Genomic DNA, 18,361 nt, shown 5'->3' with positions numbered 1-18,361 from the left:
TAGTAGGATAGAGCGATATAGTAATTTTTAACATTTTAAGTTATTTTTTATATTATTAAAATTAAATATATATGGAGGATGACAATGGAACAGCCATCGGAGCAGCATGGAAGCATCATCCGCTACCGCAGCGGCAGGCTCACCCGGGAAGAAGATACTATTGTGACAGAGCATCCGGTAACGGTCAAAATCAACGGCGAGGAATTTGTTACCCTGGTCTGCACACCGGAATATATCGAGGATATGGTTGTCGGTTATTTGGCTTCGGAAGGCATGATCCGGGGAATTCAGGATATTCAGCAGCTGTGGACGCAGGAAGAGGAAGGCTATGTGCATGTGACTACGGACCGCTGGAATCCGCTCCACCGACAGCTGTTCGCCAAACGTTATGTCACCTCCTGCTGCGGGTCCAGCCGGCATGGCTTTGTCTATGTGAATGATGCCCGTACGGCTAAAAGCAAACCCGGCGTTCATATTACACTGACTTTCAGAGATTGTTTTCGCCTGATGGATGAAGTACTCACCAGTGCAGATTTGTTCCACCGGACAGGAGGCGTGCACTGTGCCGCACTCTGTGATGCTGAAGGAATCCTGCTGGCCCGCAGTGATATCGGCCGCCATAATGCGCTGGATAAAATTTACGGGCACTGTCTCAAAACAGGAATTGACCCCGGAAATAAAATCATCGTCTTCAGCGGCCGTATTTCCTCGGAGATCCTGCTCAAGGCAGCCAAAATCGGCTGCGAGATCATTCTGTCCAAGTCCGCTCCCACGGGACTGGCTGTGGAGCTGGCGGAGCAGCTTGGAATCACAGCGGTAGGCTTTATCCGGCAAAATTCCTGCAATGTGTATACGCATCCCGAGCGGATCAGCGACTTAAGCAAACTGGAAATGAACTTATAAATCATGCAATTTCAAGCATAAAACTCACTGTACTGTAAATTTACTTTTGTTACAATATTTTCAAGTCATGTGCGGCGCATGGTGATCACGAATGGACAGCCGGGGGAGGGATGCTCAACGTACCCGTTATTGGAACAATTAGCGTCTGGTGGATCGTTGGAAAAGCAGGAACTGGTAGACCTGCTCAGCCATCTTGGCGGAGATCTCCGAAGGCAGCTGTATGATCTGGCCCATGCGGCTAGAATAAGAACCTACGGAAGAGCCGTTTACTTGCGCGGTCTAATCGAATTCTCGAATATATGCAAACAAAACTGTCTTTACTGCGGCCTGCGCTCGGGTAACAAATCCTTAAGCCGCTACCGTCTGCTGCCGGAAGAGATTCTGAATTGCTGCCGTGAGGGCTATGCCTTGGGCTACCGAACCTTCGTGCTGCAGAGCGGTGAAGATGACTGGTATACCACAGAAAAGCTAGTGCTTCTGATCGCGGCGGTCAAACAGCTGTTCCCGGATGCTGCTCTGACGCTTTCGATTGGCGAGCGGGATGATGAGTGTTACTCAAGGCTGTACGCAGCAGGTGCAGACCGTTTTTTGCTGCGTCATGAAACAGCGTCTGCCAACCTGTACCGCTCCTTCCATCCTACAATGGAGTATGAGAACCGCCGGGACCGCTTGAACGCGTTGCAGAGAATCGGCTATCAGGTTGGAGCGGGATTCATGGTCGGACTGCCTGATCAGACGGCTGCCGATTTAGCGGAGGACCTCTTATATTTGCAGCAGCTGCAGCCGGACATGATCGGTATCGGCCCTTTTTTACCACATCGGGACACGCCATTGAAGGACGAGCTGCCGGGAACCGTAGAGGACACTCTGGATATGATTGCTCTTGCCCGGCTGATGGTGCCGGATGCCCTGATTCCAGCGACTACCGCGATGGGCACCGCCCATCCTAACGGACGCGAGCGGGCGCTGCAGGCAGGGGCAAATGTTTTGATGCCCAATCTCTCACCTATGGCCGTCCGTGCCAAATATATGCTCTACAACAACAAAATCTGTACGGGTGACGAATCCGCCCAATGCAGATTCTGCCTGGAGCAGCGGGTGAAGTCTACCGGTTTCCATGTCGATATGGGACGCGGCGACAGCTTGAAGCATCTCTCCCGCTCTCTACAGGAACACTAGACGCCCTGATCATTAAAACAATCCAGAAAGAAGTGGATATGAGTGAGCAAGCTAAATGAACGCCAGCCGGCCGATTTTATTCAAGATGATGAGATTCTGGAAGCTTTACAGTATGGGTCGGAAGCTGCTGCTGATTCGCAGATTATAGCCGCAATACTGGAAAAAGCAAAAGCCTGCAAAGGGCTAAGCTCCCGTGAAGCTGCAGTACTTCTCAATGTGGAGGACAAGGAAACGCTGGAGCAGCTGTATCAGGTATCACGGGGTATCAAGGAGCAGATCTACGGCAACCGGATCGTCCTTTTTGCGCCGCTGTATGTCAGCAACTATTGTGTGAATAATTGTGTATACTGCGGGTACAAGCATTCCAACTCGGAGTTTGAGCGGAGCCGTCTGAATGCAGCCGAAATTGTTGAAGAGGTCAAGGTGCTGCAATCGCTCGGACATAAAAGGCTGGTGCTTGAGGCCGGTGAGGATTCCCGCAACTGCTCCATCGACTATATTATTGATTGCATACGAACCATCTACGACACTAAGCTCGACAACGGCAGCATTCGGCGGATTAACGTCAATATTGCCGCCACTACCGAGGAGGATTACCGTAGACTGGCAGAAGCCGCAATCGGCACCTATATCCTGTTTCAGGAGACGTATCATCGCCCCAGCTACCGGTATTATCATCCTGAAGGCCCTAAAAATGATTATGACTGGCACACAACGGCCATGGACCGGGCTATGCGCGCAGGTATTGATGATGTTGGCATTGGTGTGCTGTATGGCCTTTACGACCACAAGTATGAGACCATTGCCATGCTGAAGCATGCAGAGCATCTGGAGCAGGCCTTTGGCTGCGGACCGCACACAATCTCTGTCCCCCGCCTCCGTGCAGCCGAGAATGTGAACCTGGACAATTACCCCTATCTGGTCAGCGATAGTGATTTCGCCCGAATTGTTGCCGTGCTGAGAATGGCCGTTCCCTATACAGGAATGATTCTCTCTACGCGTGAGGATTCGGAGTTCCGAGATCAGATCATCAAGCTCGGTATTTCGCAGATCAGCGCGGGTTCTGCCACCGGGGTGGGAGCCTATAGCGTCAACAAGAACAAGGAGGATACACCACAGTTCACTGTCGGCGATCACCGTTCACCGATGGAAATTATCAAAAACCTGTGCAAGGACGGTTATGTTCCCAGCTACTGCACTGCCTGCTACAGGGAAGGACGCACAGGCGACCGCTTCATGCAGCTGGCCAAATCGGGCCAGATTCACAATGTCTGTCAGCCGAATTCACTGATGACCTTTCAGGAATACCTGCTCGACTATGCCGATGACGAAATGCGCGCGATTGGCGAGCAGACGATCCGCGAGAATCTGGAGCGGATTCCGCGGGAGGGGGTCAGAAAGGCCACCCGGGAGCATCTGGAGCGAATTCATGCTGGCGAACGGGATCTGCGCTTCTAACACAGATGTTGGATAGCGACAAGGCGCAAGTCTGCAGCTGCAAATCTCAGCACCCTCAAAAGATCCCGTCGAGGAAAATTCCACGAACGGGACCTTTTGAGGGTGCTGAGTTATTTAAATGGGTTACTGGGTTACTGGGTTACTGAGTACTGAGCCGGGACTACTGGGGCAGGGCTTCCGGTACCATTCTCCCAGGCCAGCATAGCCGACGGGAACATTTCGATTGCCCTGGGAAATACACCCTGAACATAGGCAATAAACATGCCATAATTGACAATCGGTACACCGGCTAATTCTGCTTCATCCAGTCTCCTCAGCATCGCTCTTCGGTTAAGCATGCAGGCACCGCAGTGGATAATCAGCGAGTATTGCTCCAAATTCGCGAGGAATTCACTCCCTGCAGCATTATCGATGATCAGCTGCCTGCCGGTAATCTCCCGCAGCCAACGGGGAATCTTGACTGAGCCGATATCATCGGACTGGCGGTGGTGCGTGCAGGCTTCAGCAATCAGCACCCGATCCCCGTCTTTCAGTCTCGTGATGGAGCGCAATCCGCTGACCAGCCGGGGAAGATCCCCTTTATACCGGGCGAACAGAATGGAGAATGACGTAAGCGGCACATCCCGCGGTGTATCTGCCTCCACCTTCAGAAACACCTGTGAATCTGTAATGACGATGCGCGGCTTGCGGTTCAGCTGGGCCAGCGTGTGCGCCAGCTCCTGTTCCTTGGTCACCACAGCCACCCCATCACATTCCATAATATCCCGGATCGTCTGCTGCTGAGGCAGAATCAGACGGCCCTTCGGGGCAGCCTTGTCAATGGGAACCACTAATACCGCCACATCGCCCGGCTTCAGCAGATCCCCTACCAGCCGGAAGCGTTCTTCCTCCTTGGCCAGCACCGCAGCTGCCGTCTTCTTCAGAGCATCAATTCCACTGCCGCTTAGGGTGCTGACCGGCATCAGAGGGATAGAAGCACCAGTTCCAAGACGCGCAGCTATTTGGCTGCACTGCTCTTCAAGCGTCTGCGGATCAGCTGTAATCAAGTCAATTTTATTCAGAACAACCATTACATTCGTTCCTGCTGCTCCCAGAGTCCTCAGCAGCTCACGCTCGAAGTCTCCAGCTCCGGCTGCTGCGTCTACCACCAGGAACGCCAAATCCGTTTTCTTCAAAATATCGAGCGTTTTGCGGATTCGCTGCTCTCCAAGCTCACCGGTGTCGTCGAGTCCTGCAGTGTCAATCAGTACAACCGGACCCGCCGGCAGCAGCTCCATGGGCTGGTACACCGGGTCGGTCGTAGTCCCGCTTACCGGGGATACGATGGACACCGCCTGTCCGCAAATCGCATTAATCAGACTTGATTTTCCGGCATTGCGGCTGCCGAATACGGCGATATGCGGTCTTTCTCCTCGCGGAGTATCATTCAAGCTCATCCTGGCTTAAACCTCCTTCCATATTCCGAACTGTCCACTGTGACCGGCCGGGTATCCCTGGCTTGGTCACTTCAAGCGGATGCAGCACCTTATGAATCTGCTTCCCAGTCATCCATCCGCCCTCCAGCAGAAGCTGTTCCAGGGGACGCCCGGAAGCAGCCGCTGCCTTGGCAAGCTCGGAAGCGGTGTCATAGCCAAGATAAGCTATTGTTGCTGCAGCCATCACCCCTGAACGCTCCACATGCTCCCGGCAGCGGGCTTCATCCAGTATGAGGCTGCTGAGACAGCGTTCCCGGAACAGTGGAACGCCGCGAAGCAGGAGCTCCAGGGATTCCAGCAGGGCCTCAGCCAGCACAGGGGTAAACGCGTTCAGCTCCAGTTGACCGCTTGCGGCTGCCAAAGTCACAGCCGTATCATTAGCGATCACCCGCATTGCCACGGAGCCTAGCATTTCGGCAATCACTGGATTCACCTTCCCGGGCATGATGGAAGACCCCGCCTGCACCGCCGGCAGAATATATTCCCCTATTCCTCCGGCTGGACCGGAGGACAGCAGCCGAAAATCACTGGAGATCTTCAGCAGATTCACCGCTGCGGCCTTAAGCAGGCCCGACACTTCCACGAACACATCCATATTCTGCGTCGTATCCATCGGGAAATCACTGCGGTAAAGACCCAGTCCCGTGAGCTCACGCAGTACATCAGCCATGGCATAAATGTAATCAAGCGGCGCATTCATTCCTGTACCCACAGCCGTTCCCCCGATGTTAATCTCCCTCAGCCGCTCCTCTGACTTGTACAGCCGCCAGCGGTCGCGCGCAGTTGCCTTGGCGCAGGCGCCGAAGGATTGCCCGGCCAGGATGGGCAGTGCATCCATCAGCTGAGTCCGCCCAAGTCTCAGCAGGTCCGCATACTCACGTTCCTTCGCCTGGAATGCTTCCTGGAGTGCAGCCAGCTCTTCCGACAGCTGCCGCAGAAGCGGAATGACAGCAATGCGCAGCGCTGTTGGATAGACGTCATTCGTCGATTGATGGAGGTTCACATCATCAATCGGATGGATGATGCTATAATCGCCCTTCACCCCGCCCAGCAGCTCAATCGAACGGTTAGCAATAACCTCGTTCACATTCATATTGCTGCTGGTCCCTGCTCCCCCTTGATAGGCATCGACGATCAAATGTGCATCCAGCCGGCCCTCCAGAATCTCCCTGCAGGCCTCAAGAATGGCCTGTGCCTTTTTCAGCGGCAAGGCATGGATTCGCCCGTTCACCTCCGCTGCCGCCTGTTTGACCCGAACGATCGCCCGCAGCAGCAAAAGGTTCGCCGGACGGCCTCCGGCCCTGAAATTATCCTTCGCCCGCGCGGTATGAATCCCATAATAGGCATCCTGCGGAACGGACAGGCTGCCAAGTGAATCACTCTCAATACGGTAAGCCGTATGATCCGTCATCCCTGCTTCACCCGCCAATCTGTGACATCTGGCGGATTGTACTCTCCTGCAGCGGATGGTATGAACCGTCCGCCTTAAGCCCCCCGAGCATTTCATGCCGCACCGGCTTGTTCTCAAGCGACCGCAGGAACAATTGCTTCAAGAGTTCATCCTTCCCGATGTAAGGTCTTACATTCCATTCGTCATTCCAGAAGAGGCACGGTTTGACATGGCCACTGGCGGTGATGCGCAGCCGGTTGCAGGTCATGCAGAAATGCTTGCTGACCGGGTCAATCAATCCGAATTTCCCTGCTGCTCCAGCAATCCGGTAATAACGGGCCGGCCCCGAATCTGTTGCGCTTGTGGATAAACCATGTTCAAGGGAAGACCCGTTCGCGGCTTCAGGCGGCACCGGATCATAAGCCCAGCCCGCTCTGGAACAGCGATCCAGAATCCCGCTGAGCGGCATATATCCCGCTTTCCAGCCTTCATTCTTCCGGCCGATCGGCATATATTCAATGAACCGGATGTCCAGCGGATATTTGTTGGTCATCTGCAGAAAGGATTCGATTTCATCGTCATTTACCCCGTGCATTAAGACCACATTAACCTTCACGCGTTCAATACCGGCTTCCAGGCTGGCGCTAATGGCATGGAGCACCCGGCCGACATCCCCTCCCCCGGTAATCCTTGCAAAGCGTTCCGGCTGAAGGGAATCCAGACTGATATTGACGTCGGTCAAGCCGGCTCCGCGCAGCGCTCTTGCCTTGGAAGCCAGCAGCATTCCGTTGGTTGTGAGCCCTATGCGTTCAATGCCGCCTATATCATGAAGACGGGCCACCAGCTCCTCGATCCGTGGCCGCAGCAGCGGTTCGCCACCGGTAAGCCGTACCTTAGTGACGCCCATATCCGCAAGCACAGCTACCACTGAACTGATTTCGTCAAAAGTGAGCGGCTGCGGTGAAGAAGCTGCGGCTGCCTGGTCCGGTTTACAGTACTCACAGGATAGATTGCAGCGGTCCGTTACTGAGATGCGCACATAATTGTGTATTCGGCCAAAGGAATCGGCCAAGGCATTAGACAAGATATTCACCATGCTTTCTAGGGTAAATGATTTCAGAACCGGATGAGTCCGCCGAACTGCTGCAGTGTCTGCGCACTGGCTGTTCTTTTGGCAGCGATGCTCTCCGTCACATTCCCGGGGACCACCAGCTGAAGCGCATGTGTGGGACAAATCCGCACGCATTCCGGACCGTTGCCACTCTCATCGCACAGATCACATTTACTGGCAACCAGCCGCTCCTTCCGCGCCCAGACTCCGCTCTCGTTCGAGCGCAGTCCGGCCTGGATCTGCCGCTGTCCATCCCGGGACGCCGGAACCATGGCAATGGCCCCGTAAGGACAGACCAGCATGCAAGTCTTGCAGCCGATACAGGTATCCTGGTTGATCGAGATACTACTACTATTATTCGTTATTGAACCATTGGGACACACATTGGCGCATGGAGCATCCTCGCAATGGCGGCACTGCACCGGGGCGGTGACCTGATCGGTTTCCGTTACCCTCAGACGGGGATAAAAGTCCGGATTCTCTTCCTGCTGCAGGAACATATTATTTGCGGAATGGGCAGCCACACAGGCCACTTCACAAGTATGGCAGCCAATGCAGAGTCCGGGATCGGCAATGACAAAACTGTTCATATTAGTCCTCCTTCACACCTAGTGCTTGGTTTGGTGACATTTTCTCCCTGGAATGGAACGTCGTATGCAACAGGTGATGAGATACATGGCCCAGCGGCTCACCCAGGAAATCCTTGTACAGCTTAATAATGGCCGGATTCTCATGTGATTTTCGCACCTGCTGATGGGAATCATGGCGGTAGACCGAGCTTTTTCTGGCCTGATAGGCTTTCTTGCGCAATGTTTCCAGCAGTAGCTTGGGTTGTCCGCCACCGCTGACACAGCCTTCTGGGCAGCCCATCACTTCAATAAAATGATAAGGGGAGGTGCCTTCCTTCACCTGTTTCAGAATTTCAGACACATATTTCAAACCGGCGACCACGGCAACCCTCAGCTCCAGATCGCCAAGCTTAGCCGTTGCCGTACGAAGCCCTTCTTCACCCCTGACAAAATCCAGCTGCAGATTCGGGATCGTCTCGTGCGTCACCAGCTCATAGCCGGTACGGATGGCCGCTTCCATCACCCCGCCGGTAACGCCGAATATCGAGCCTGCCCCGGAATATATGCCCAGCGGCGAATCGAACGGCTCATCCGGCAGATTCACAAAATCAATTCCTGCATCCTTAATCAGCTGTGCCAGTTCGCGGGTGGTAATCACCACATCAACCTCCCGGAGCCCGTCAACCTCCATTTCTTCGCGGCTGCACTCAAATTCCTTGCAGGTGCAGGGCATGACCGCTACACTATAAATCTTTGCAGGATCTACCCCGTTCTGCTTCGCTCCGTAGGTTTTGACCAGCGCACCAACCATTTGCATTGGTGACTTACAGCTCGACAAGTGGTCAAGCAGCTCCGGCGCTGCCGTCTCCGCATGCTTGACCCAGGCGGGGCAGCAGGAGGTGAACATGGGCAGCAGCTCTCCAGACATGACCCTTCCGATCAGCTCCGTGCCCTCCTCCATAATGGTTACATCCGCACCAAAATTCGTATCATAAATCCGGTCAAACTTCAGATGCCGCAGCGCCGCAGCCATCTTGCCCGGTGTCAGTGTACCCATGGGCAGGCCGAATTCCTCAGCCAGCGAGACGCGGATAGCCGGTGCGCATTGCACCACCTTATAAAGTGCAGAATCGGCCAGCGCACGCTTGACCTCCGGCACTTGACCCGCGGAATAGGCCGCGAACAAAGGCTCTCGTACACTTGGGAGCTGTCCTCTTTGAAGCCGTTTATTCTTAAGGGTATCCCCGGACTCCAGGCTGTCTGCAGCATAGACGGTGCAGATCTGCACGCACTGGCCGCACACCACACAGCGGTGGGCATCCACTTCCTGGGGCTTGCCCGGTTCGCCGATGATGGCATCCACCGGACAGACTGCCGCACATCGGCGGCAGCCGGTGCACAGCTCAGGATCAATCTTAATGATGGGTTCACTGAATAACATCGCAGGTCATCCCTTCTCTGTGCTGACTAAGTGGATTGCCCGAACCCACCTTGACCAGCCTCAACGCATCTTCCGGACAGACGGCAACACAAGCGGGGAAGGGTTCGCGGCCTTGAACGGCTGTGACTGAAGAATCTCTGCCGCTTGCCCCCAGCTCCCCGGCCACAGCCCCGGGCATTTCGATATTCCTGCAGAGATCACATTTGTAGGCAATGATTCGGGTTTTGCGCTGCAGCTTGCTGTCACGGCGTTCCTGCAGCAGCGGTTGCGGCAGCTCCGCACCTCCGCTGTAGGCTTTGTATAGGCTGATCGCTCCGAACGGGCAGGCCAAGGCACAGGCCTTGCAGCCAATGCAGGCATCCGCGTCGATAACAATGACCCCATCCTTCTGACGGATAGCCTGGACCGGACAGGCTCCCGCACAAGGGGCGTTCTCGCACTGCCGGCATTGAACCGGCATCGTGAAGCTGTCTGTTCGGATCACATACAAGCGGGGTACAACCGGCATGGTGACTGTACCCACAGTGGAGCCTACACCGTTGTCACGGTTATGCACCGCGAAGCAGGCCAGCTCACAGGCCTTGCAGCCGATGCATTTGGCCGCTTCGGCAATGACCAGCGAATTGGAGTGTACGTGGTTCATTCCTGCATCGCCCCTACCATCATCTGCTTTCTCAGCTCCGCGTATTGCTTCCGGATGAGCGCCTCGGCCTTGGCCTGGTCGGCGATCGCTTCGACCCGGACCGCACAGTATTTGTATTCCGGTGTTTTGGAGACAGGATCCAGATAGTCAGCCGTCAGCTCGTTGCAGGCTCCGATCCAGAAATGATAGGTCATGTAAGTAGCACCTTGCTTGGTCCGGCCACTGACCTGCGCCCTGGCCATGATTTTCCCCCGACGGGAAATGACGCGTACCAAGTGGCCGTTCTCAATGCCATATTCCGCCGCGTCCTCCAGACTGATCTGGATATTGCCGGGCTCATCAGACAGCTGGCTGAGCGCACGGCAATTGCCGGTCATCGTCCGTACCGAGTAATGCCCAACTTCGCGGACGGTGGAGAGTGTCAAGGGATACTCGACATCCGGCTGCTCCAGCGGCGCTCTCCATTCACACGCAAATAGCTGCCCTTTGCCGTTCGGCGTGGTAAATCGGTTCCCCTTGTATAAATAAGGCGTACCCGGGTGATCCTCGGAAGGACAGGGCCATTGAACATCACCCTGTGTTTCCATCTTCCTGTAGCTGGCTCCGGCAAAACTCGGACACAACTTCCTCATCTCATCCCAGATTTCCTCGGAATTCTTATAAGCCATTGGATAACCCATGGCCGTAGATACTTCGCTGATGATCTGCCAGTCCGGTTTCACCCCGCCAGGGGGCTCAATTGCTTTTCGGATGCGCTGGAATCCCCGGTCTGCTGAGGAATAAACACCGTCATGCTCCCCCCAGGAGGTGGCGGGCAGAATCACATCGGCATGTAACGCTGTTTTGTTCATGAAGATATCCTGGACAATCACCAGCTCCAGCTGATCCAGCGCCTCCCGCAGCTCGGCGGCATTCGGGTCGCTCTGCACCGGATCTTCTCCGAAAATGTAATAGGCCTTAATCTTGTGTTCTTTCAGGATGAGGTGCGGTACCTCTGTCAGGCGATAGCCTGTTTTATCCGGCAGAGATGTGCCCCAGGCCTTCTCGAATTTCTTGCGTAGCTTTGCGTCCTCTACGGACTGATAGCCGGGATAGACGTTAGGCAGTGCGCCCATATCACAGGAGCCCTGCACGTTGTTTTGACCGCGCACCGGACCAATCCCGACACTCGCTCTCCCGAAATGACCGGTCAGAAGCGCCAGTGAAGCCAGCCCCTTAACCACATCCACCGCCTGGGCAAACTGGCACACCCCCATGCCGTAGAGGATCATCGCCTTATCGGACTTGGCATATTGACGCATGGACTTGCGGATATCAGCCGCCCGCACACCGGTAATGCTCTCCGCATATTCGGGCGTATACTTCTGCACATTCGCCTTGTATTCTTCAAACCCCTCTACGAAATCAGACACATAATCCTTGTCATATAGCTCCTCCTCCACAAGCACATGGCCAAAAGCGTTCACAAGCGCCATATTCGATCCACCCTTCAGCGGCAGCCAGGTGTCCGCAATCCGTGCCGATTCGGTCATCCGGGGGTCAGCGACGATCAGCGTTGCCCCCTTCTGCTTGGCTTTTACAATTCTTCTCGCCACAATCGGATGGGTAACGGCAGCATTATATCCAAAAATCAGCAGCAGATCGGTGTCTTCAATTTCCGGGATAGAATTCGACATGGCCCCGTCTCCCAGCGAATAGGTCAGTCCCGCAACGGATGGTCCATGGCAGACTCGGGCACAGTGGTCAATATTATTCGTCCCTATCGCCGCTCTCATGAACTTTTGCATCACATAGTTTGCTTCATTTCCCGGTCCTCTGGCCGAGCCTGTACCCATAATCGCATCCGGCCCGTATTTCTCCTTGATCGCTGTCAGCTTCTCTGCGGTGAACTGAATAGCCTCTTCCCAGGTAACCTCTTGAAGAACTCCCTCCTTGCGGATCATTGGCTTGCGGAGGCGGGAGGTCAGCAGCTGCGGATCATTCAGGAAATCCCAGCCGTAGTGACCTTTCAGACAGAGGTTTCCCTCATTCGTCCGCCCATCCGCAGGCTCTGCGCCCACGACCTGTCCATTCTCGACCAGCAAATACAGCTGGCAGCCGCTGCCGCAATATGGGCAGACAGTCAATACTTTATTTCCCATCCGATTTCACCTCTCCTTGTGAATTGTTGCACAATAATTGCAATAAAAAATAAGCCAATACAAAACATACTTATTTCATATGCTGTGTACGGGCTTATTAAAAAGCGAAGAGACCAGGGTCCTTTCTCTTTAATCAAACCGATTTATTAAGTTGTATAATGACCGTCCTGTCTTCATGATACAAATTGCAAAGTCGCCAAGAATAGGAAAACCCGGAGCCTATCGTCTCTATCATTTCCTCCATAAAACCGCGTTCTAAATAAGGCTTCAGCACCTTCCAGTACTCCGTTACGAGATCAGCCGCACCTTCCTTGAACAGAATTTCCGACAGACTGGAGAGAATCCCCCTGATTTCAATTGTGATCTGTGACTCGCTATCCAGCTTCACCTTCACGTTCTCCGGGCCCTTCCCCCGGTAATGCTTCACAATCTTCACAGCAAGTCTTCTAATCTTCTCCTGGTATTCAAAATCAGCCTCAGACATCCATATTCCCTCACCTGATCATGCCTTTTTTTGGAATTTCCTATGAGCAATTTATATGTTAAACCCATCCATAAATGTTGTCAATTGCTTAAATTGCATAGCTGACAACGAATGGTTCCTGCAAGATTTCTTTGATTGGACTGCCAGCCTCCCCGCCATTCCCCTGTCCGTACCCTTAAATGGTGTTCTATTTGCTTGGCTTCTCCACCTCTTTCGCAAAAAAAAGAACGCCCTATTCTGCCAGAAATGGCAATGGGGACATTCTTCGTCTGACCCTATTATTCGTCTGCTCAGCCACCTTCTGGTTGTCCGTGTAATACGGCGCCTGATCGGGCTTGAAGCTCCCGTTCCCGTATCCCCGTAATCTGCCTTTCGTTATGGGCTATAGTATTCCTTTTGCCGTACCATGAATCACATCGCGTGTCATCTCTCATCAAGCAGCCAGGCTTCTGCCTCGGCCTCACTCCCAAACACCCGGAAGGCATTGCTTTTGTTCATTTCAGTTACAAGCTCTTTGAATCTGCCTTGAGCTGTCTCTTCGGTACGTATTACGGCAGCAGCCCTGATATGATAATTGATAAATTTCTGCAAAGCTGTACCTGCCAAGCCAGTTCTGAGATTATAAAATTGTTCAGTGAGCGCTCCTTCGTGAAGCAGCAGCTTATAGTTGTTATGTTCAAAGCATGCGGAGACAAGGTCGAGCACATCCTGTTCTGTTCGCAGCGGCTGAACACCGGGGCTGCAAAGAATATACCCCTGCCCTTCTTTTTCAATCATTTGAATGTTCAAACAATCTACCTCCTAAAAGTATTATGAAGCATTTCCCTGTACAATCTACACAATTAAACTCGCTTCGGGAGCATACGCTAAGTTAGTCCAAGCTCTTGCCGCAATTGCCCAAGCCACACCAATTCATGGGTATAGGTTGAAACCAGATTGCTGTGAATCAGCTTCCATAGCGTGATCCCCCTGCGGTTACACTCCTGTCCAAAAGAAATTCTGGCCGCCTGGCCCTCCAGCAGTAATAACTGTGTGTGCACTTCCTGCTCATAGCCCGCCAGCAAAAAGTTTAATTCATCTGTATTCAGAAGATCCGCCCAGGCGAGCTGAATAAGAAAAGTCTTCTTGAACTCAGGCGGCTCCGGGGGTGAGAGGACCCATTGCCGAAGCTCAGCGAGACCGGCTGGAGTAACAGTGTAGATTTTCTTTGAAGGCAAGCTGCCCTGATGATGGACCTTATTTGTAACGAAACCCTCGTTCAGCAGCTCTACCAGCGCTTTATAAATTTGATTGTTGTTGCCGGACCAATAGAGGAATGAGGATTCCTGTATAAGCTTCTTAAGGTCATATCCGGTCATGGGCTTGCCGCTCAGCAGTCCAAGAATTGCGTGATTGATTGACATTTCGCAAGCACCTCCGCTTCAGAATATATGTTAATAGTATCATATGTTACTTATATAATCGATGAGTTTCGGGTTGTGCTGACCAGATCATGTTCCTATGGTTATCAATTTAGAACCATGCTGGAGCACAAAGCGAAATGGAATAGATGCAAGAACCTTGCAAGTTTTTCCAGCAGCGCTTTATCTTCCAGCCGACCGCCCTAGTAGAGCTTTCAAGTTTTTTTTAGAATCCTGTACATACCGGAAAAGATGAAAAGACGGCTCCAATTCAGCGAACGAATTGAAAACCGTCTTCCGTGGACAATATTCACTATAGACGAACTTAACTCAGATTGATCTTACGGATCTTTTCGAGCGGAACCTTGGGCTTGCGGTCCTCCGTCAATAGGCCATTCACTTCCTGCTGTACATCGCTGACCTGGGTGTAGCAGTAGCCGCTGATGTATGGCGTTGCTTTGATCGCCGCAGTAATTGTCTGGAAGCGCTCCAGGAACTCCTGCTCTGTCTTCACCTGATTTCCATAGCCCCAGCCGCTCTCCGTCTGAAAGGCAATGCCGCCGAACTCACTGACAATAACCGGCTGGCCTTTATAGGCGTAACCTTCGGCCCAGGCGAATTTGAAGTTATTGAAGGAGATGCCATTATCCACGATGGAAGTCTTGTCGGTGTATGCAGCCAGGAATTGTTCTCCAGCTTCTACATAATCATGCAGTGTCAGAATATCCGAAACTGTGTGCTCCCAGCCGTCATTGGTTATAACGGGACGGTAAGGATCAATAGTTTTGGTCAAGTGGTAGATGCCTTCCGTGAATTTCTGCTGTCTGACATCGTTGGCAATGGCAGGAACTCCCCATGATTCGTTGAACGGAACCCAGGTGATGATGCAAGGATGATTGTACTGCTGTGGCACAATTTCCAGCCATTCCCGGGTGAAGCGTTCAACGGCGAGGTCATTAAATTCATAGGTAGCCGCCATCTCTGACCATACCAACATCCCTTTCACATCACACCAATACAAAAACCGTGCATCCTCGATTTTCATATGCTTGCGGAGACCATTGTAGCCCATTTCCGCGATCCGCTCGATGTCGTCGATTAGTGCCTGTTCATTAGGGGGTGTCAAATGACTCTCACTCCAGTACCCCTGATCCAGAATCAGGCGCTGGTAGAGTGGTCTATTGTTGAGGAGAATCTGTCCGTTTTCAATAGATATTTTGCGCATCCCGAAATATGAGTACACATGGTCTACGGTCTCTGATCCCTGAAGCAGCTTAAACTCAACGTCATACAAATTCGGGGCCTCCGGTGACCACAGGGATTGCATCCATGGACCTCCCGCTTCATGCCATACGTCTACTTCAATGCTCACCAGATCGCGGTCAGCACTCAGGCTGAACCGTTTCACCTGCCGTCCTTTCAGGGTAATCAGCGAATCGAGTGTCAGGTCCATTCCTTTCTTAAGACCTGTAAACCGAAATTCGAAACGGATCATGTGCCGGTCGATATCAGGCGTCATTTTCACGGAATCAATCCGGGCTTCACTAACACATTCCAGCCAGACCGGTTTCCAAATTCCAGTCGTCTGCACGTAGAAGCATTCAAAATTGTCGGCTACCCAGCGCTGCTTGCCCCTGGGCTGAGTGCAGTCCATACTGTCCTCCGCTTTGAGCACAATCCGGTTGGCAGCACCATATGTCACAAATGGAGTAATGTCAAAGGAAAATGCGGCGTATCCGCCTTCATGCTGGCCGACATAGGAACCATTCACCCAGCATTTCGCCCGGTAATCAACGCCCTGAAAATGCAGAATCGCCCTTTGGCCGGTATTTTCTGCCGGAAGCTCCAGTGTTCTCTCATACCAGACATTGGGGTGGAATTCCTGAATACCGATGCCGCTGGCGATAGTCTCATAAGTAAAAGGAACCGTAATCAGCCGGGCGTCCGGAAACGTTGCATACCATTCCTCTGCCTCACCGCTATTGGCATCATCGAAGCTGAAACTCCATTCTCCGTTTAGATCAAGCCATGCCTTGCGTACAAATTGTGGTCTTGGATAATTGGGGATATATGCTTTAGTAGTCATGTGAAACACCTGTCCTCTCAAATACCTCTATTAAAAACGGTTTTTTTGTTTTGTTTCTGCTTTCTTGTATTTAATACCGATTATAAGAAGATAAACACGTTACGTCAACGCTTTCATATTGTTTTTTGATCTTGTTAACCGTAAAAAAACCATTAGTTACAGATTATCTGTATCTAATGGTCCGGTTCTTCTTCGTCCCGTGTAAAGCTCAGCTTCATCATGATTTCCTGCGCATAGTCGCCAAAACCCCGCCCGAACAGATTGACCCCGCCTTGATGGACCGAATCCGGGCTGACACCGATCCTCAGCCGGATTTTCGGGCTTTGTGCCAGATTAAGCTGGCTTAGGCTCACATCCGATACTTTTTCCATATCCAGCATGGTCTTGTCCATGTCGATCCGCCACGTCTTAAGCAGGCCATATTGTGTGGAGGAATCGCTCCACCAGACCGGATTCAACTTGCCCCGCCGGCCGCCGAAGTCGCCGGGACTTGTCCACATGCCAATCTTCACCCCGTTGATCCAGACCGATATATCTGATGGCCAGTTATTGTCGTAATTGGGGGCTTCCGAGCATATTTCCATCGATAGCTCCAGCGTTTCGACTCTCGCCCCCTTCGGCACCTCCAGCGGAAGCAAATATTCGAGATAGCCCTTACGGAACCAGATAATCTGAGCGCCTATATGCCTGGGATGGTAAAAGCCGGAGGGCTCATCCTCACGGATTAGCATCTCTTCGGCATCGGCCATGCCGCAGGTAGGTGACACGTCGCAATCGCTGTAATGTCCAATGGGTACCTCAATTTCGTATACACGTACAGCCCCTTTAGGGGCAGCTTTTTCCTCATTCAAAGCAATATGTATATCGTCGTAATTGCGGCTGCAGACCTTCATCGCCCCGCGGGAAGCTGGCAGCAGCTCGGTATTAATCAGCCGCGCCGCTTCAAGCACCTTCACATTGTTGGCCACCGTGGACACCGGCAGCTTCAGCGCTTCAGCAATTTCAATCACATTCAAATTCCGGGAATTTAATAAATGGAGAATATCAACCCGGGAGCGGGTCGACAACGCATGTGCCACTGCCACCAGCTTCTCCGGATCATCAAAACCAAGCTCCAGCACAGACTACACTCCTTCGAACCCTAAGTAATACCATAATAGTACGTGCTTAGTGGCACAAAATCAACCGATGTTCACGGGAAAGCAGACTCCTATGCATCCAAAGGCGCTAGGCCTGCTTCCACTGAACATGGTACAATATGTGCAGCAATTATACATAATGAGGTGAATTCGTTGATTTATTTCATAAAATCCGTCTACAGCTTCGTGCTTCCGCCAGGTCTCTTCGTCGTACTGCTCCTGGGTGTGACAATCTGGCTGTGGCGGCAGAGCCGCCGTCCGTCACTGGTCCTGTTCGGCATTACTATCCTGCTCTACCTCTCCATGACTCCCTTGATCGGTGATCTGCTGATGGGCAGCCTGGAACGGCAGTATGACAAACCCGAGCTGATTCAAGGCGATGTAATCGTCGTCCTGGGCGGGGGAGCCACCTCGGGAACTCCTGATATCGACGGGGAAGGCAATTTGTACGGTTCGGCGGCGAACCGGCTGCTGACCGCAGTGCGGTTGTACCGCGAGACGGGACTGCCGATCCTGTTCTCCGGCGGCCAAGTATTTGCAGACAGCGGAAACGAAGCGAATATCGCCAAGCGGCAGCTAATGGGCCTCGGTGTCCCGGAGACCGATATTCTGACCGAGAACCGGTCACTGAATACGGAGCAGAACGCCGCCTATACAAAGCTCCTCATGAAAAGCAAGGGACTCAGCCACCCGATTCTGGTTACCTCGGCATTTCATATGCCCCGTGCCATGATCCATTTTAAGAATAACGGGCTTTTACCGCTGGCGTATCCGACGGATTATACCGTTAGCCTTGATCGGCGACTCTATTTAGCCAGATTCACTCCATCCCCCGGTGCAATAAATAATACCGGGACGGCACTAAAGGAATATTTGGGCTACCTCGCCGCCCGTTTCTAATTGGAGGGTAACCCTTTGAACAGCAAAAAGCAGTGGACCGGA

At 52.7% G+C, this 18,361-nt stretch carries 16 protein-coding genes; 4 read left to right on the top strand and 12 right to left on the bottom strand.

Features of this window, described 5'->3' with window-relative positions:
- Positions 1–84 precede the first annotated feature (84 nt).
- The 3 genes from fdhD (at position 85) to hydG (ending at position 3,540) form a co-directional block, all read left to right on the top strand.
- Complete coding sequence (gene fdhD / locus A3842_RS25715; protein WP_074103203.1) at positions 85–903, top strand: formate dehydrogenase accessory sulfurtransferase FdhD; 819 nt, start codon at positions 85–87, stop codon at positions 901–903.
- Between the two features lie 129 nt (positions 904–1,032).
- Positions 1,033–2,082 carry a [FeFe] hydrogenase H-cluster radical SAM maturase HydE gene (gene hydE / locus A3842_RS25710; protein ID WP_074103202.1) on the top strand — a complete coding sequence of 350 codons (1,050 nt, stop codon included), beginning with the start codon at positions 1,033–1,035 and terminating at the stop codon, positions 2,080–2,082.
- 42 nt (positions 2,083–2,124) lie between these two features.
- Positions 2,125–3,540: a [FeFe] hydrogenase H-cluster radical SAM maturase HydG gene (hydG, locus tag A3842_RS25705; protein ID WP_074103201.1), complete on the top strand. Its 1,416-nt coding sequence runs from the start codon at positions 2,125–2,127 to the stop codon at positions 3,538–3,540.
- Between the two features lie 131 nt (positions 3,541–3,671).
- Here the strand turns inward: hydG and hydF are convergent, their stop codons facing one another.
- From hydF to A3842_RS25645, 12 genes are all read right to left on the bottom strand, one after another.
- Complete coding sequence (gene hydF, locus A3842_RS25700; RefSeq protein ID WP_074103200.1) at positions 3,672–4,976, bottom strand: [FeFe] hydrogenase H-cluster maturation GTPase HydF; 1,305 nt, start codon at positions 4,974–4,976, stop codon at positions 3,672–3,674.
- Positions 4,963–6,426, bottom strand: coding sequence for an aspartate ammonia-lyase (locus tag A3842_RS25695; protein ID WP_074103206.1), 1,464 nt, complete (start codon positions 6,424–6,426; stop codon positions 4,963–4,965). The genes hydF and A3842_RS25695 overlap by 14 nt, the downstream gene beginning before the upstream one ends.
- Positions 6,427–6,433: 7 nt before the next feature.
- A complete protein-coding gene (gene moaA / locus A3842_RS25690; protein ID WP_143186375.1) occupies positions 6,434–7,489 on the bottom strand; it encodes a GTP 3',8-cyclase MoaA in 1,056 nt (351 codons plus the stop codon).
- 32 nt (positions 7,490–7,521) lie between these two features.
- Positions 7,522–8,106 (bottom strand): 4Fe-4S dicluster domain-containing protein, encoded by a 585-nt coding sequence (locus A3842_RS25685; RefSeq protein ID WP_074103198.1) that lies wholly within the window; start codon positions 8,104–8,106, stop codon positions 7,522–7,524.
- A 1-nt stretch (position 8,107) separates the two neighbouring features.
- Positions 8,108–9,526, bottom strand: coding sequence for a [FeFe] hydrogenase, group A (locus tag A3842_RS25680; RefSeq protein ID WP_074103197.1), 1,419 nt, complete (start codon positions 9,524–9,526; stop codon positions 8,108–8,110).
- On the bottom strand, positions 9,513–10,169 hold the full coding sequence (locus A3842_RS25675) for a 4Fe-4S dicluster domain-containing protein (RefSeq protein WP_074103196.1): 657 nt from the start codon (positions 10,167–10,169) through the stop codon (positions 9,513–9,515). The genes A3842_RS25680 and A3842_RS25675 overlap by 14 nt, the downstream gene beginning before the upstream one ends.
- A complete protein-coding gene (gene fdhF, locus A3842_RS25670) occupies positions 10,166–12,310 on the bottom strand; it encodes a formate dehydrogenase subunit alpha (protein WP_074086168.1) in 2,145 nt (714 codons plus the stop codon). The genes A3842_RS25675 and fdhF overlap by 4 nt, the downstream gene beginning before the upstream one ends.
- Positions 12,311–12,443: 133 nt before the next feature.
- The gene (locus tag A3842_RS25665; protein WP_074086167.1) at positions 12,444–12,794 is read right to left on the bottom strand and encodes a Na-translocating system protein MpsC family protein; all 351 of its coding nucleotides are present in this window, start codon (positions 12,792–12,794) and stop codon (positions 12,444–12,446) included.
- A 423-nt stretch (positions 12,795–13,217) separates the two neighbouring features.
- On the bottom strand, positions 13,218–13,583 hold the full coding sequence (locus A3842_RS25660; protein WP_074086166.1) for a DUF4180 domain-containing protein: 366 nt from the start codon (positions 13,581–13,583) through the stop codon (positions 13,218–13,220).
- Between the two features lie 77 nt (positions 13,584–13,660).
- Positions 13,661–14,197, bottom strand: a complete 537-nt coding sequence (locus A3842_RS25655; protein WP_074086165.1) for a PadR family transcriptional regulator — start codon at positions 14,195–14,197, stop codon at positions 13,661–13,663.
- A gap of 322 nt (positions 14,198–14,519) precedes the next feature.
- Positions 14,520–16,280, bottom strand: coding sequence for a glycoside hydrolase family 2 protein (locus A3842_RS25650; protein ID WP_074103195.1), 1,761 nt, complete (start codon positions 16,278–16,280; stop codon positions 14,520–14,522).
- A gap of 173 nt (positions 16,281–16,453) precedes the next feature.
- Positions 16,454–17,401: an ArsR/SmtB family transcription factor gene (locus tag A3842_RS25645; RefSeq protein WP_074086163.1), complete on the bottom strand. Its 948-nt coding sequence runs from the start codon at positions 17,399–17,401 to the stop codon at positions 16,454–16,456.
- Between the two features lie 171 nt (positions 17,402–17,572).
- Between A3842_RS25645 and A3842_RS25640 the strand changes: the two genes are divergently transcribed.
- The gene (locus A3842_RS25640; RefSeq protein WP_074103194.1) at positions 17,573–18,319 is read left to right on the top strand and encodes a YdcF family protein; all 747 of its coding nucleotides are present in this window, start codon (positions 17,573–17,575) and stop codon (positions 18,317–18,319) included.
- Positions 18,320–18,361 lie beyond the last annotated feature (42 nt).

Origin of the sequence: Paenibacillus sp. P3E (assembly GCF_001909045.1) — a bacterium.
GTDB lineage: Bacteria > Bacillota > Bacilli > Paenibacillales > Paenibacillaceae > Paenibacillus_AQ > Paenibacillus_AQ helianthi.
Note: the sequence above shows the minus strand (reverse complement) of the source record. Positions and strands in the feature narration are given on the sequence as shown.